This is a genomic window from Burkholderia sp. JPY481 (assembly GCF_038900515.1).
Lineage (GTDB): Bacteria > Pseudomonadota > Gammaproteobacteria > Burkholderiales > Burkholderiaceae > Paraburkholderia > Paraburkholderia youngii.
Genome location: NZ_JAYMRT010000002.1, coordinates 1 through 14,377, shown reverse-complemented (window position 1 = coordinate 14,377; position 14,377 = coordinate 1). Strand labels below are relative to the sequence as shown.

The following is a 14,377-nucleotide window of genomic DNA, read 5'->3' as shown; positions in this document are numbered from 1 at the left end:
CTCAGGAGGCAGGCATGGCGGTACTGAACATCAACGGACGCAGGGTGCTGGTCAATGCCGACCCGGACATGCCGCTGCTATGGGTACTGCGTTGCGATCTCGGCATGACCGGCACCAAGTTCGGCTGCGGCGTCGGCATCTGCGGCGCGTGCACGGTCAATCTCGATGATGCCGCGTGCCTCGCTTGCCAGACGCCGATGTCGAGCCTGCATACGCAGAAGATCACGACGATCGAGGGTTTGCAGGGGCCCGAGGCGCAGGCGCTGAAGGCCGCGTGGCTCGAACTCGATGTGGTGCAGTGCGGTTATTGCCAAAGCGCGCAATTGATGGCGGCTTGCGCGTTGCTGAAGCACAAACCCGATCCGACCGATGCCGACATCGACGAGGCGATGACGCCGGTGGTGTGCCGTTGCGGAACGTATCCGCGGGTGCGGGCGGCGATACATCAGGCGGCGGCGAAGGCGCGCAAGAGCTGAGCCGCTCTTCCGGACCGCCGCCCGGCCAACTCAACGCGCGAACATTTCGACCACCGTAACCACCGCGGTGAAGACACCGATGCATCCGCCCAACGTGACTACACCCTGCATGAATGGCGACATACGAGACCCCGTAGTTGAAGTGGTGTCACGTATTTAACCGAAAGAGAAAGCAAAAAGAAAGCTTGTCAAAAATAAATCGTAAGACGGCCGATCAAGGCGCTTTCACAGTCGCGGCGCTCGACGCTCCCGACTTCGCGCTCGGCTTGCCCGCTACGGGTGTTGCCTTCAACTGCGGGCGCGTTTCTCCCGGCGTGCTTTGCCCGCCGACCTCCCATCCGCCGCCCAGCGACAGGAACAGATTGACCTGATCGACCGCCACCTGGCCTTCCGCCGCCGCGAGCTGCGACTTTGCGGCCGTCAGTGTGCGCGTCGCGTCGAGATCGGCGAGGAACGACTCGCGGCCGGCGCGATACAGCCGATGCGTTTCATCCGCCGATTGCGCAGCCGACTTCAGCGCCGCGCGCAGCGCTTCGGCGCGTGCGTAATCGGACGAATAGGTTGCGAGGTTAGTCTCGGTTTCGCGCAGCGCGCCCAGCACCACGCCGTCGAACTTGGCGAGCGCGACCTGGCTCGACGCTTCCGCTTCGCGGACCCGCTGCCGCGCGCCATTGGCCGGGAAGTTCCAGCTGATCAGCGGACCGAAGCCCCAACGCGCCGTCGGCTGGGTGGGAATGTCTTCCAGAATGCCGGTGAAGCCCGCCGACGCGCCAATGCTGATGCTCGGATAAAGCGCGCCGGTCGCGACACCGATGCGCGCCGTCGATGCCGCGAGCTGACGCTCGGCTTCGTGCACATCCGGGCGCCGCCGCAGCAGCCCGGCGCCGTCGCCGATCGGAATCGGCTGGTGGATTTGCGGCAGCCGGTCGCACGCGAGCACGGCCGGCGGCAATTGCGACGGTGACTGCGCCAGCAGCATTGCGAGCCGGTATTGCGCGATCTTGCGGCGCGCGGTGTAGCGTGGAATGTCGGCCGTCAGGGTCTCGACCTGGGTCTGGCCGCTCGTGACCGCGGTCTGGTTGCCGCGGCCCGCGTCGCGCAGACGGCGCGACAGATCCACCCGCTGCTTCTGCAACGCGAGCGATTGCTGCGCGATGTGCAGTTCCTCCGCCGCCGAGCATTGTTCGACGTACGAGCGCACCACGTCCGCGACGACGGTGATGCGAGCGAGGTCGGCCGCGGCTTCCACGGCCTCGGTGTCCGCCGCCGCCGCTTCGACACCGCGGCGCAGCTTGCCGAACAGATCGATTTCGTACGAGACGTTGATGCCCATGTCACCCAGATTGGCGACCGGCAGTTTCTCGAACAGCAGGAATTGCTCGGCCGATTCCTGCGCGCGCTGGATCGCCACCGACGCGTTGCCGGAAAAGCCACCCTGCGCCTGCGCCACGCCCAGCGCCTCGCGCGAGCGCGCGAGATTCGCGGCCGCGACGCGCAGGTCGGTATTCGATTTCAACGCCTGTTCGACCAGACCGTTCAGCACCGGATCGTCGTACAGCTTCCACCAGACGGTCGGCGTGTTGAGGTTCGACGTCAGCGCGGGATCGGCGCCCTCGATCGCTCCAGTTGCGAGCGGCGCATTGACGAGCGCCTGTTTCGGCAGCGTGTAGTTCGGCCCGACGTTGATGCAGGCGTTCAGCGCGACGGTGAGCGGCAATAACGGCAGCAATGGCAGCAGCGGCAAGCGCGGCGCCAGCGAGGACAAGGTACGCACGAACTTCATTGCGACGCGCCCGACGGTGCGGTGGCCGTTGCCCCGGCCGACCCGGAGCCCACCGACGAACCCGGCGCCACCGGCGCGGCCGAAGCGGCGAGCGTGCCAGATGCGCCGCCCGTGCCCGACACGGCTCGGGTTCTGACCGGCGACAGATCACGCACCGACACCGTCGCGGTACGCCCCGCGATCAGGCGAAAATCAGCGGGCACTTCATCGAGCGCGACGCGCACCGGAATGCGCTGCGCGAGCCGCACCCAGCTGAACGCCGGGTTCACGTTCGGCAGCAGATTGGCGCTTTGCGTGCGGTCGCGGTCTTCGATACCGGCGACGATGCTCTGCACGTGCCCGCGCAGCGGCTTCGGCTCACCCATCACGATGATGTCGACCGGCTGGCCGATGTCGATGCCGCGCAGCTTGGTCTCCTCGAAGTAGCCGTCGACGCGGAACGAATGCATGTCGACCACCGCGACCACCGCGCGGCCCGCCGCAACGAATTCGCCGGCGCGCGGCGCGCGGTCGTTCAGATAGCCGTCGACCGGGCTTTTGATCGTCGAACGTTCGAGGTTCAGCTTCGCGGTGTCGATCGCGACGTTCGCATCGGCAAGCGCGGCTTCGCCCGCGTCGACGCGCGAGCGGCTTTCTTCGAGCACTTCGGCGGCGACGAGATTGCCGAGCTGGCGGTTGCGCGCGTATTCGCGGCGCGCCTGATCGAGCGTCGCGCGGCGCTGCTGCGCGGTTGCCTCGGCCTGACGCAAGGCGAGCGTGTAGCGCGCCTGGTCGATCCTGAACAGCACCTGGCCCTGCTTGACCTGCTGGTTGTCCATGACCTCGACCGACGAAATCAGTCCCGACACGTCGGGGGCGACCTGGATCACGTCGGCGCGTACGTGGCCGTCGCGGGTCCACGGCGCGAACAGGTAGTAGTTGACGAGTTTCCACAGCACGAATGCCGCGACCACCACGACGATCAGGGTCAGCAGGATCTGACCGACGGAGAACCAGGTTTTTTTCACGTTATTAGTCTGTGCGAAACGACGACGACAAGGCCCAGCACCAGCACATAGATGCCGAGATCGAAGACGGAGCGATGCCAGACGAAGCGGTAAAAGCCGGCGTAATCGAGCACGGTGCGGATGCCGAGGTTGATCAGATACGCGATCAACATCAGAACCAGCACGGACGGTACGAATACGCCGAAGATATCGATTTCACCGATCATCGCGGGAACTGGGAAAAGGGGGGACGGGGCGCGCCAGCGGGTACGAGCGGTGGCGCAAGAATGGGTACATCACGCGGCGGCCTCCGGTTCGGTCGGCGTTGGTTTCGTGAGGGTCGCCGGAAACAGCGAAAGACGCAAGCCGACCAGCGCGTGCAGCGCATCGCGCAACTGGCGCGCGGAGGTTGGCGAGGTCTCGGTCGGCGCCGCGGCGTTGGCCAGCCCCTGCGCGGTGATACGCGCGACGGCCACGTCGATCAACGACATCAGGCTGTCCGGTACCGGCTCGCGGTGGCGTCGCGCGACGCAGCTTTCGTAGTATGCACGCACTCCATCCAGCACATGCTCGATCGCGCCGGCCGCTTCGCCGCCGAGCTTGCGGGTGAGGCGGCGCAAATCGAGCGCGTTGAATGCGATGCGCAGATCGCGGAAGCTCTCGATCGACGGATGGCGTTGGTCGTCGGTGGCAGCAAGGCGCGGGATCAATTGCATCAGCCGGTCGAGCATGCGCGCCGCGAGGTTGCGCGGATCTTCGATCGGCCGCGTCGATGCGGTCAGCGCGACGTCGGCCCAGCTCGAGCGCAACAGGCGCGCCGCGGCGAGCTCGGCGCCGAACGGGCGCGTCACGCGGGTCCACAGGTACGCATAGAGCAGGCCTGAGAGGCCCGCGAGGTTGGCGTTCAGGAACGTCAGGAAGTTCGCGTCGTAAGCGTCCTGAATGCTGATGAAGGTGGCCGTGTTCACCGCGACCAGCACCGTCACCATGTTGAACTGCGGGCGCGGAATCAGCGTGCCGACCAGAATGAACGGCGCGGCGAACAGGATCACCAGCATCGCGAAGTCGTGTACCTGCGGCAGCACGACGAACAGATAGAGGCCCGCGGCCACGACGGCGACGCCAGTCGCGACGAAGAAGCGGAACATGAACGGCGCGGGTTCGTCGAGCGCGGCGAAGAAGCAGCAGGCGACCGCCGCCAGCGTGACCGCGCTCGCGCCGTCGTTCCAGCCCGAGCCGATCCACAGCGCGCACGCGAGCACCACGGCCGCGCCCGCCGACAGGGTCGCGAACAGCATCATGCCGCGATCGTAGAAGCGCTCGGTGCCGCCGAGCCGCCAGTGACGGAAATGCGGCCGCCACGAACCTTCCTCGCGGGTGATGATGATGCGCAGCGAGCGGCAGTCCTGCCACACGTCGATCACTTGCCCCAGCCGCCACAGCGCATTCGACAGCAGCGCGCCGTCCCAATGCGCGAGCGCGGCGGCGGGCGGGCGCATCGCGGCGATGCGCGCGCGCAGCGCGTTGGCGGTTTCGTCCGCGTGATAGCCCTCGCTCGGCTCGGGCAGCGGTTGGTTGAACCACTTGATGACGTCGTCGATCAGCGTCTGCAGCCCTTCGGGCCAGTGTTGCGGGCCGTTGTTGTAGAGCGCGAGCAGCGGATCGGCGAGCGACGACATGATAGGCAGCAGCAACTGCATGCGGCCGCGCAGTTCATGCGCGCGCGCGAGCACGTCGGGCCGCGTGTGGTCGTAGGCGAGCTGGCTCAGCAGCAGTTCGAGACCGTTGATCGTGCTCGCGAGCCGTTGCCGCGCGCCGGAAATCGCCGAGCTTGCGATGCGGCCCGATAGCGTTTCGGTCGCGTAGAACGCGGCGTCGCGAAACCATGCGTCGGTGCGCTCGATGATCGTTGGCGCCAGTCGGCTCGGAAACACCGCGCTGCCGACGATGCTCGCGCACACGATGCCGAGAATGATCTCCTCGGTCCGGCTCACGGCGAGATCGAACACGCCGGTCGGATTCGTCACCGATGGCAGCGCGATGATCGGCATCGTATAGGCGGCCAGCATGAACACGTAGCTGCGCGCGGTGCGGTCCGCTACCGCGAGGTACAGCATCGTGCAGGTCCACGCTGCGACGATCACGCTGAACAGGTACGGCGATTCGACGAACGGCGGCACCAGCAGCACCGCGCCAGACGCGCCGAGCGCGGTGCCCAGCGCACGATAGATCGCCTTCGAGCGGGTCGCGCCGACGAACGGGTTCGACACGATATAGACGGTGGCCATCGCCCAGTACGGACGCGGCAGTTCGAACGCGAGGCCGATGTAGAGCGCGAGCATGGCCGCGGCGAACGTCTTGATTGAGAACAGCCAGTCGCGGAGAGTGGGATAGACCATGAGCCGTTACGCGGAATCGGCGTTGTGCGGCGCGCTGGCTCGCGCCCCGCGCCTGGTGGACTTGCGCGCCTTGACGGTGCCGCGGGATTTGCCGGCCGTTTTGGCCGCGCTTTTGCCGCTCGTCCGTTTGACCTTGCCGGCAAGCGGCTCGCCTTTGGCCGGCTCGGGCTCGCCGCCGCCCGGTTCGGAGCGTGCGGCGGCATCGGTCGTGAATGCGTCGAGCACGCGCAGCGCGGCTTCGAGATCGTCGCGCGATACACCTTTGAGCGCCTGCGCGCGCAGCGTGACCAGCTCCTCTTCCATCTTCGCGGTGACGGCGCGGCCTTCGTCGGTCAGGACGACGGTCTTCGCGCGGCGGTCTTCGGGGTCTTCGTCACGGCGCATCAGGCCGGCCGCGCACAGCTGGTCGAGCAGCCGCACGAGCGATGGCCCCTCGATGCCGATGTGATCGGCGAGCGTGACCTGACGCACCGCCGAGCCGAGCCGGCTTGCGGTCAGAAGCGGTGTCGCGCACGCTTCGGAGACGTTGAAGGCCGCGAGCACACCGTGACTCGTGCGCCGCCACTTTCTGGCGGCGACGACCAGCGTGCTGCTGACGGTGCGGCGCAAGGCATCGAGATTCGACATGGCGGGTATTGTATTTCCAAAATATTCGTTAGCAAACTATTGATTTTGGAAATCGTGGCCGAACCGGAGGAGTCTGCGGCGCGAATCACGCAACCAGCCCGATCCGCACCGTGCGCGCCAGGTCGTCGAGCTGGAACGGCTTGCGCAGGATCGTGCAATGCTTGACTGCGAGATCGGAGATGTTGACGTCCGCATAACCGGTCGCGAGGATCACCGGCAGATCGGCACGAAGCTTGCGCGCCGCGGCGATCACGTCGATGCCGTTCATGCCCGGCATCGCGAAGTCGACCATCAGCAGATCGGGATGATCGTCGACGAGGCGGTCAAGGCCGGCCTGGCCGTCGGCGGCCTCGGTCACCGTATAGCCGAGCATGCGCAATGATTCGACGAGCATCGCGCGCACCTCGTTGTCGTCCTCGACCACGAGGACGTGCTTGTCGCCGGCCGCGTTCGCTTCCGCGTCGGACTCCGCTTCGTTGTGCGCGACCACCCGCTCGCGCATCGGCAGCCAGATCTGCACCGTGGTGCCAATGCCTTCTTCGCTGAAGATGCGCGCGGTGCCGCCCGCCTGCCTCGCGATGCCATACACCTGGCTCAGGCCGAGCCCCGTGCCCTTGCCGACAGGCTTGGTCGTGAAGAACGGATCGAACACGCGCGACACGACGTCGGGCGGAATGCCTTCTCCGGTATCGGTGACTTCGATCACGACGTAGCGGCCTTGCTTCAGCGTCTGGTCGGGCGCATCGCGCAGGGTCACGCGAATGTCGAGGCGGCCGCCATCGGGCATCGCGTCGCGCGCGTTGATCGCGAGATTGAGCACCGCGAGCTCGAGCTGATTCGCGTCGGCGCGGGTCCACATTTCATTGCGCTCGAAGTCGTTGCCGTAGCGGATGCTCGATCCGAGCGACACCGCGATGATGTCGCGCATGCCTTGCAGCAGCGCGACCACGTCGATCGCTTTCAGATTCGGGTTGCTGTTGCGGGAGAAGGTCAGCAGCTGGCCGGTCAGTTTCGCGCCGCGCTCGGTCGCGCGCTTGACGGTGGCGGCCATGCCGCGCAGGCGTTCGTCGCCGCTCACGCGCGCGATCAGTTCCGCGTTCACCATGATCACGTTCAGCAGATTGTTGAAGTCGTGCGCGATGCCGCCGGTCAGCTGGCCGAGCGCCTCCATCTTCTGCGATTGCACGAGCACGGCCTGCACCTTCGCGCGTTCGTGGATCTCGGCCATCAGCCGGTCGTTGGCCGACGCGAGTTCGTGCGTGCGCGCGGCGATGCGGCTTTCCAGCGAATCGTTCAGCTGCTCCAGCGCGTCCTGTGCCTCGATGCGCTCGGCAAGCAGCCGTCGCGATTCATATTGCCGCCCGCGGGCCCGCAACGACGACGCGACCGCGCGCCGCAAGGTTTCCGAATTGAGCGGACGCTCGAGCACGACGACGTTGCCGAGCCGTTCGAGCACTTCGAGCCCGCGCGTGGAGCGATGGCCGATGCTGCGCGCGGCGAGCAGGATGAACGGGAAGTCGGACCATGCGGGCTGCCGTTCGAGCCAAGCAAAGAGGCCCGAGCCGTGGCCGTTCGCGAGCGCTTCCTCGGTGAGCAGCGCGGTGCCGGCTCCGGCGTCGAGCTCGCTGGTGAGCGCGTCGGCGTCGTCGCAGGTCACGCACGCGCGTGCGTCGTTGTGCAACACAGCGGCGATCACTTCGGCGTCGCGGCCGAACGGTGCGAGGATGAGGACACGCTGCTCCATCGCTTACTGTCCCGATGTGTCGATCAGATTGTTCGCCGCGCCGAGCATCGCGGTGCCGCCGCGATACGAGGGCAGGCCCGACAACACGCCCTCGAAATCACGCAGCGCTTCGCCGATCTCGACGCCTGCGGTGCCGAGGCGGAACTGGCGGATCGTGCGTTCATGATCGTTCGCGCGGCTCTTGACGGCGGTTACCGCGGTCAGCACTTCGCCGTGATGCTCGAAGTAGCGGAACAGCACGACCACGTCGCTCAGATAACTGATGTCGACCTCGGTCTGCACCTCGCCGATGATGCCGTGCTGCCCGAGCACGAGCATCGTGACCACGCCCTGCTGATTCAGATAGCCGAGTAGCTCATGCATGTGCAGCAGCAGGAAGCGCTCGCCGGGTATCGCCTGCAGATAGGCGTTCAGGCTGTCGACCGCGACATAGCACACACCTTCGTTTTCGACCGCGTTGCGCACGTCGCTCGACAGCTCGCCCGGCGAGATTTCCGCGGGATCGATCTGGCGCAAAGTCAGCAGACCGCTGTCGACATGCGGTGCGAGGTCCATGCCGAGCGACGCGCAGCGCGTGACCAGGGTGCTGAGCGTTTCGTCGAACACGTAGTACGCGCAGCGCTCGCCGCGTTCGAGCGCGGCAAGCAGGCACGACACGACGGTGGTGGTTTTGCCGACCCCCGACGGGCCGATGATCAGCGAATTGGTGCCGGGAACGAGGCCGCCGCCGAGCAGCGCGTCGAGGCCGGGCGTGCCGGTGCTCATCGGGCTCGTGCCGAATTCGCGGTGATGCTCGGCGGCGACCAGGCGCGGATAGACGCGCAGACCGCCGGTGTTCAGCGTGAAGTCGTGATAGCCCTCGCGGAACTTGATGCCGCGCATCTTCGCGATGCGCAGACGGCGGCGGTTGCCGCCGTAATCGTGGGAAATGTTGTCAAGGCTGATCACGCCGTGCACGATGCTGTGAAGCTGAATGCCGGAGGCGCTGGCCGACGTGTCGTCGAGCAGCAGCACCGTGCATGCGCGTGTCGAGAAATGGTGCTTGAGCGCGAGAATCTGCCGGCGGTAGCGCAACGGGTTCTCCGCCAGCAGCCGCAGTTCGGACAGGCTGTCGAGCACGACGCGCGCGGGTTTCAGTTCGTCGACGTGTTCGATCACGTTGCGCACGCTTTCGCCGAGTTCGACTTCGGCCGGGTGCAGCACGCTCTGTTCGTATTGTGGTTCGAGCCCTTCTTCGGGCAGCTGTTCGAGTATCTTGAAGCGGCTCAGATCCCAGCCGTGGCTCGCGCCGATCGCGAGCAGTTCGGCACGGGTTTCGGACAGCGTGACGTAAAGACCGGTCTGCCCTTCGTCGAGGCCCTTGAGTAAGAATTGCAACGCCAGGGTGGTTTTACCCGTGCCTGGCTCACCCTCTACGAGGTACATGCGGTTCGGCGTGAGACCACCGCCGAGGATGTCGTCGATTCCTGCGATGCCCGACCATAAGCGGGCGGGGGTGGGGGCGGCGGTGGTGGTCGACATGATGGTTGCAATGACGTCGGCAGTGGCTTTGATCGGAAGCGGCGTGATGTTGCGGCCGGTATGGCGCCACGCAATTTGTGTGCCGTCCTGCGCGGCCCGCGTGCTGGGTGCTGGCGCGAATGGGCATGAAGCGTGCTGTTGAAGGTGGCTCGCTGCGAGCTTTTTTCAGCAGCGCTCTGGAAGCTTCACGCACAACATGAAAGCCTATCGACACTCCGCTATCGCGCTTACCGCGGCATCGCTCGTTGCGCTGCTGCCGGCCGGCGCATCCGCCGACGATAGTCCCAGACCTTGCGGCGCGCTCAAACGGATCGTCGCCGCGGCGCCCGACGGCTTCACCTCGCTGACGCCCGACGACGGCAAAGGCGTCGCGCAACCCTATGGCGACGACGCGCAATGTTCGGCCGCGCATCGTAGTTTCCAGTGCACGTGGACGCCGCATCAGGCGACGGGCTCGAACGCGGATGCATTGGAAGCGGTCGCGGCCGACATCGCGTCGTGCCTGCCCGATGCAACCCACGATCAGAATTCGCCGGGACGTCAGCACTTTTATCTCGGCGCGAAGAATCGACGCACCGAAATCACGCTGACGCCCGAGGGGTCGAACCGGTTGCGGCTCGTGGTGTCGGGCAGGTAAGCGGCGGTTCCGTTCAGGCGGTGGCGGCCGGCCACCATGACCAGCCGCGTCGCGAGTGGCGTAATTCGACGACCGACAGCGGCGCGATCTCGATGTGACAGAACACGGTTGGCGACGCGCCGAGGGCATGCACGATTGCCGCTCGCAGAAGCGTTGCGTGAGTGATCGCGATGATGGTCCGACCGTGCGCAGAGGCCGCGAAGCCTGCTTCGTTGACCGCGTTGCATGAGTGTGCGTCTGCCTGTTGCGCGTCGAGCCACTCTCCGACCCGCCGCACCAGTCGATCGAACGATTCACCGCCGGGCGGCGCAGCGTCGGGCTCGCGTGTCCAGGCCGCGAGTTCGCGGGGGGCTTCGTCGGCAATATCCGCGAGGCGCTGGCCGCGCCATTTGCCGTAGTCGATATCCGCCAATGCGTCGGCAGGCGTGGCGCTCAGACCGAGCGCGGCGGACGTTTGGCGCGCGCTTGCGGCGGGACTGGTGAACACGGCGGCGTCGGCGGGAAGCGCGAGACGGGCGCGCGCCGCTTCGGCTTCGGCGCGGCCGCGCGCGTCGAGCGGATCGTCGGCGGGGAAGCGGCCCGCGCGCTGTGCGGCCGTTGCCGCATGGCTCACCAGTAACAGTCGCGTATCCATTCTTTGCGTTGGCGCCTCATTCGCACTTGCCTGCATGGCTTCATCGGCTCGCGGCGGGCGTTGCGCGTTGCGAGGTAGCCTTCGTCGTCGCGGAAGCCGCAGTTTAGCGCGTAGAATACCGACACTGCGAAGCACGGAAGCCGGTGAGAGCCCGGCGCGGTCGCGCCACTGTAATCGGCCTTGCAATCCACAAGAGCCGAAAGCCAGACCTGAGCTTCGCATCATTCTTCCGCAATCGACTATCGGGGCGCGTTACCCCAGGAGATGTCCATCATGACCGAAGCTGTTTTCGATCGCGCCGCGCAACCGGCGGCCCAGCCCACTCCCATTCCTTTGCGCGAACTGCTGCCGTGGGTCGTGTTCGGCGGCTTGCTGCTGTTGCTCGCGCTTTACTTCGTTGGTGCGGAACAGGGCGCGACATCGCTCGTGCCTGGCATGTACGTGCATGAGTTCGTGCACGACGGCCGCCATCTGCTTGGCTTTCCCTGCCACTAACGGAGTTCGACATGGTAGGAAAATTGTTGGTGCGCGGGATGCTCGCGGGCATCGTCGCGGGCTTGCTCACATTCGCGTTCGCGCGAATCGTCGGCGAACCACAGGTCGAGCAGGCCATTTCGCTCGAAGAAAAAGCGGCCACCGCGCGCGGCGAGGCGCCCGAGCCCGAAATCGTGAGCCGTGAGACGCAGGCTGGCCTCGGCCTGCTGACTGGCGTGGTCACGTATGGTGCGGCATTCGGCGGTCTGTTCTCGCTGGTGTTTGCTTATTCATATGGACGCACGGGTACCTCGAGCGTGCGCGCGCTGTCCGCGTGGCTCGCGCTTGGCGCGTTCATTGCCCTCGTGGTCGTGCCGAATATCAAGTATCCGGCCAATCCGCCGTCGGTCGGTGATCCGGACACGATCGGCACGCGCACGGGCCTGTTCCTTCTGATGATCGCGATTTCGCTCACGACGATGGTGTTTTCGCTGAAGGTGCGGCGCCGCGCGGCGGCGAAGCTGGGTGCATGGAACGGCTCGATCGTCGCGGGACTCGTATTCGTCGTGATCATCGCGGCCGTACAACTGTCGATGCCGGTCATCAATGAAGTACCGGCCACGTTCCCGGCCGTGCTGCTGTGGAAGTTCCGCGTCGCGGCGATCGGCATGCAGGTGGTCATGTGGACGACGATCGGGTTGTTGTTCGGCGCGATGGTCGAGCGCAGTCCTTTTATGCGAACGAATGCGCGGGTGACGATGAAGTCGGCCTGAATGGGACCGTGACGCGTGGCCGCGCAAGCGGCCACGCTTCGCGCGCAATGCGCGAGAATGGTTTTGGATCAAGTACTTGGCGTGGTTGTGGAGCGGTTATCCACAGCCTTGCGAACATTTTCTGTGGAAAAGCTGCTTAACGGCTTTTCGCAACTCCACTCGACGCGGCTCCCAGTGAATCCAATTGGACGCCTAACTAATTCCATCTTGTGCGTGGGGCTGCTTAATTTTTGAGCTCTTCAACTTTTTAAAATAATTTGTGAGAAGGGTATTGACGTGTTGTCGACCGCTCTCCATAATCTCGTTTCTCTGCTGCAGACGCAGCGACGCAAACGAAGCGGTGCCGGGTAGTGGTGGTTCAGGCGCGGCGGGTTGGGCGGATCGATCTTTAAAAACTAACAGCCGATAAGTGTGGGCGCTTGATGCGGAATGCGGCGGCGGATTCTTCTGGATCTGCTGCAAGGCAAAAAGTATCAGAAAGCCTCACACAGTATTAGAGGAAGGTTTATCTGTCGAAAGACGGATTGATCATCGTCAGTACGTTGAGTGAGCGACCGGTTTCTGACGAAACCGAAAACAGTAACAGGTTTGAACTGAAGAGTTTGATCCTGGCTCAGATTGAACGCTGGCGGCATGCCTTACACATGCAAGTCGAACGGCAGCACGGACTTCGGTCTGGTGGCGAGTGGCGAACGGGTGAGTAATACATCGGAACGTGTCCTGGAGTGGGGGATAGCCCGGCGAAAGCCGGATTAATACCGCATACGCTCTGTGGAGGAAAGCGGGGGATCTTTCGGGACCTCGCGCTCAAGGGGCGGCCGATGGCAGATTAGGTAGTTGGTGGGGTAAAGGCCTACCAAGCCGACGATCTGTAGCTGGTCTGAGAGGACGACCAGCCACACTGGGACTGAGACACGGCCCAGACTCCTACGGGAGGCAGCAGTGGGGAATTTTGGACAATGGGCGCAAGCCTGATCCAGCAATGCCGCGTGTGTGAAGAAGGCCTTCGGGTTGTAAAGCACTTTTGTCCGGAAAGAAAACCTCGTGGCTAATATCCATGAGGGATGACGGTACCGGAAGAATAAGCACCGGCTAACTACGTGCCAGCAGCCGCGGTAATACGTAGGGTGCGAGCGTTAATCGGAATTACTGGGCGTAAAGCGTGCGCAGGCGGTGCTGTAAGACCGATGTGAAATCCCCGGGCTTAACCTGGGAACTGCATTGGTGACTGCAGCGCTGGAGTATGGCAGAGGGGGGTGGAATTCCACGTGTAGCAGTGAAATGCGTAGAGATGTGGAGGAACACCGATGGCGAAGGCAGCCCCCTGGGCCAATACTGACGCTCATGCACGAAAGCGTGGGGAGCAAACAGGATTAGATACCCTGGTAGTCCACGCCCTAAACGATGTCAACTGGTTGTCGGGCCTTCATTGGCTTGGTAACGTAGCTAACGCGTGAAGTTGACCGCCTGGGGAGTACGGTCGCAAGATTAAAACTCAAAGGAATTGACGGGGACCCGCACAAGCGGTGGATGATGTGGATTAATTCGATGCAACGCGAAAAACCTTACCTACCCTTGACATGGATGGAATCCTGCTGAGAGGCGGGAGTGCCCGAAAGGGAGCCATCACACAGGTGCTGCATGGCTGTCGTCAGCTCGTGTCGTGAGATGTTGGGTTAAGTCCCGCAACGAGCGCAACCCTTGTCCCTAGTTGCTACGCAAGAGCACTCCAGGGAGACTGCCGGTGACAAACCGGAGGAAGGTGGGGATGACGTCAAGTCCTCATGGCCCTTATGGGTAGGGCTTCACACGTCATACAATGGTCGGAACAGAGGGTTGCCAAGCCGCGAGGTGGAGCCAATCCCAGAAAACCGATCGTAGTCCGGATCGCACTCTGCAACTCGAGTGCGTGAAGCTGGAATCGCTAGTAATCGCGGATCAGCATGCCGCGGTGAATACGTTCCCGGGTCTTGTACACACCGCCCGTCACACCATGGGAGTGGGTTTTACCAGAAGTGGCTAGTCTAACCGCAAGGAGGACGGTCACCACGGTAGGATTCATGACTGGGGTGAAGTCGTAACAAGGTAGCCGTATCGGAAGGTGCGGCTGGATCACCTCCTTTCCAGAGCTATGCATTCAGTGCATTCAAGTGCTCACGCTTATCGGCTGTGGTTTAGAGAAGCAACGCAGACAGACTCAGGGGTCTGTAGCTCAGTCGGTTAGAGCACCGTCTTGATAAGGCGGGGGTCGATGGTTCGAATCCATCCAGACCCACCACTGTCTTGTCTGGTGAGCTGGTCGGGTGAGCCCCTCTGGAGTGTG

The 14,377-nt window shown here is 64.3% G+C and carries 12 protein-coding genes, 1 tRNA gene and 1 rRNA gene; 6 read left to right on the top strand and 8 right to left on the bottom strand.

What is annotated here, in order from left to right; genetic code table 11:
• Positions 1-14 precede the first annotated feature (14 nt).
• On the top strand, positions 15-476 hold the full coding sequence (locus VSR82_RS05415) for a (2Fe-2S)-binding protein (protein ID WP_410848838.1): 462 nt from the start codon (positions 15-17) through the stop codon (positions 474-476).
• Between the two features lie 214 nt (positions 477-690).
• Here VSR82_RS05415 and VSR82_RS05410 read toward each other — a convergent pair whose 3' ends face one another.
• From VSR82_RS05410 to VSR82_RS05380, 7 genes are all read right to left on the bottom strand, one after another.
• Positions 691-2,259 (bottom strand): efflux transporter outer membrane subunit, encoded by a 1,569-nt coding sequence (locus tag VSR82_RS05410; RefSeq protein ID WP_429456539.1) that lies wholly within the window; start codon positions 2,257-2,259, stop codon positions 691-693.
• Positions 2,256-3,266, bottom strand: coding sequence for an efflux RND transporter periplasmic adaptor subunit (locus VSR82_RS05405; RefSeq protein ID WP_368584081.1), 1,011 nt, complete (start codon positions 3,264-3,266; stop codon positions 2,256-2,258). Before VSR82_RS05405 ends, VSR82_RS05410 begins: the two co-directional genes overlap by 4 nt.
• On the bottom strand, positions 3,263-3,472 hold the full coding sequence (locus VSR82_RS05400; protein ID WP_176123222.1) for a DUF1656 domain-containing protein: 210 nt from the start codon (positions 3,470-3,472) through the stop codon (positions 3,263-3,265). The genes VSR82_RS05405 and VSR82_RS05400 overlap by 4 nt, the downstream gene beginning before the upstream one ends.
• 69 nt (positions 3,473-3,541) lie before the next feature.
• Positions 3,542-5,644 (bottom strand): FUSC family protein, encoded by a 2,103-nt coding sequence (locus VSR82_RS05395; protein WP_429456541.1) that lies wholly within the window; start codon positions 5,642-5,644, stop codon positions 3,542-3,544.
• 6 nt (positions 5,645-5,650) lie between these two features.
• Positions 5,651-6,271, bottom strand: coding sequence for a MarR family winged helix-turn-helix transcriptional regulator (locus VSR82_RS05390; RefSeq protein ID WP_368584079.1), 621 nt, complete (start codon positions 6,269-6,271; stop codon positions 5,651-5,653).
• An 85-nt stretch (positions 6,272-6,356) separates the two neighbouring features.
• Positions 6,357-8,015 carry an ATP-binding protein gene (locus tag VSR82_RS05385; protein ID WP_429456543.1) on the bottom strand — a complete coding sequence of 553 codons (1,659 nt, stop codon included), beginning with the start codon at positions 8,013-8,015 and terminating at the stop codon, positions 6,357-6,359.
• A gap of 3 nt (positions 8,016-8,018) precedes the next feature.
• The gene (locus tag VSR82_RS05380) at positions 8,019-9,536 is read right to left on the bottom strand and encodes an ATPase domain-containing protein (protein ID WP_429456545.1); all 1,518 of its coding nucleotides are present in this window, start codon (positions 9,534-9,536) and stop codon (positions 8,019-8,021) included.
• Positions 9,537-9,732: 196 nt separating this feature from the next.
• Between VSR82_RS05380 and VSR82_RS05375 the strand changes: the two genes are divergently transcribed.
• The gene (locus tag VSR82_RS05375; protein WP_429456547.1) at positions 9,733-10,173 is read left to right on the top strand and encodes a hypothetical protein; all 441 of its coding nucleotides are present in this window, start codon (positions 9,733-9,735) and stop codon (positions 10,171-10,173) included.
• A gap of 13 nt (positions 10,174-10,186) precedes the next feature.
• Here VSR82_RS05375 and VSR82_RS05370 read toward each other — a convergent pair whose 3' ends face one another.
• Positions 10,187-10,807: a histidine phosphatase family protein gene (locus tag VSR82_RS05370; protein ID WP_368584075.1), complete on the bottom strand. Its 621-nt coding sequence runs from the start codon at positions 10,805-10,807 to the stop codon at positions 10,187-10,189.
• Between the two features lie 273 nt (positions 10,808-11,080).
• Between VSR82_RS05370 and VSR82_RS05365 the strand changes: the two genes are divergently transcribed.
• From VSR82_RS05365 to VSR82_RS05350, 4 genes are all read left to right on the top strand, one after another.
• Positions 11,081-11,302, top strand: a complete 222-nt coding sequence (locus tag VSR82_RS05365) for a CbtB domain-containing protein (RefSeq protein ID WP_013093044.1) — start codon at positions 11,081-11,083, stop codon at positions 11,300-11,302.
• Positions 11,303-11,313: 11 nt separating this feature from the next.
• Positions 11,314-12,054, top strand: coding sequence for a CbtA family protein (locus VSR82_RS05360; protein ID WP_429456550.1), 741 nt, complete (start codon positions 11,314-11,316; stop codon positions 12,052-12,054).
• Positions 12,055-12,644: 590 nt separating this feature from the next.
• Positions 12,645-14,177 (top strand): 16S ribosomal RNA (locus tag VSR82_RS05355).
• Between the two features lie 78 nt (positions 14,178-14,255).
• Positions 14,256-14,332, top strand: a tRNA-Ile gene (locus VSR82_RS05350).
• Positions 14,333-14,377: the final 45 nt, after the last annotated feature.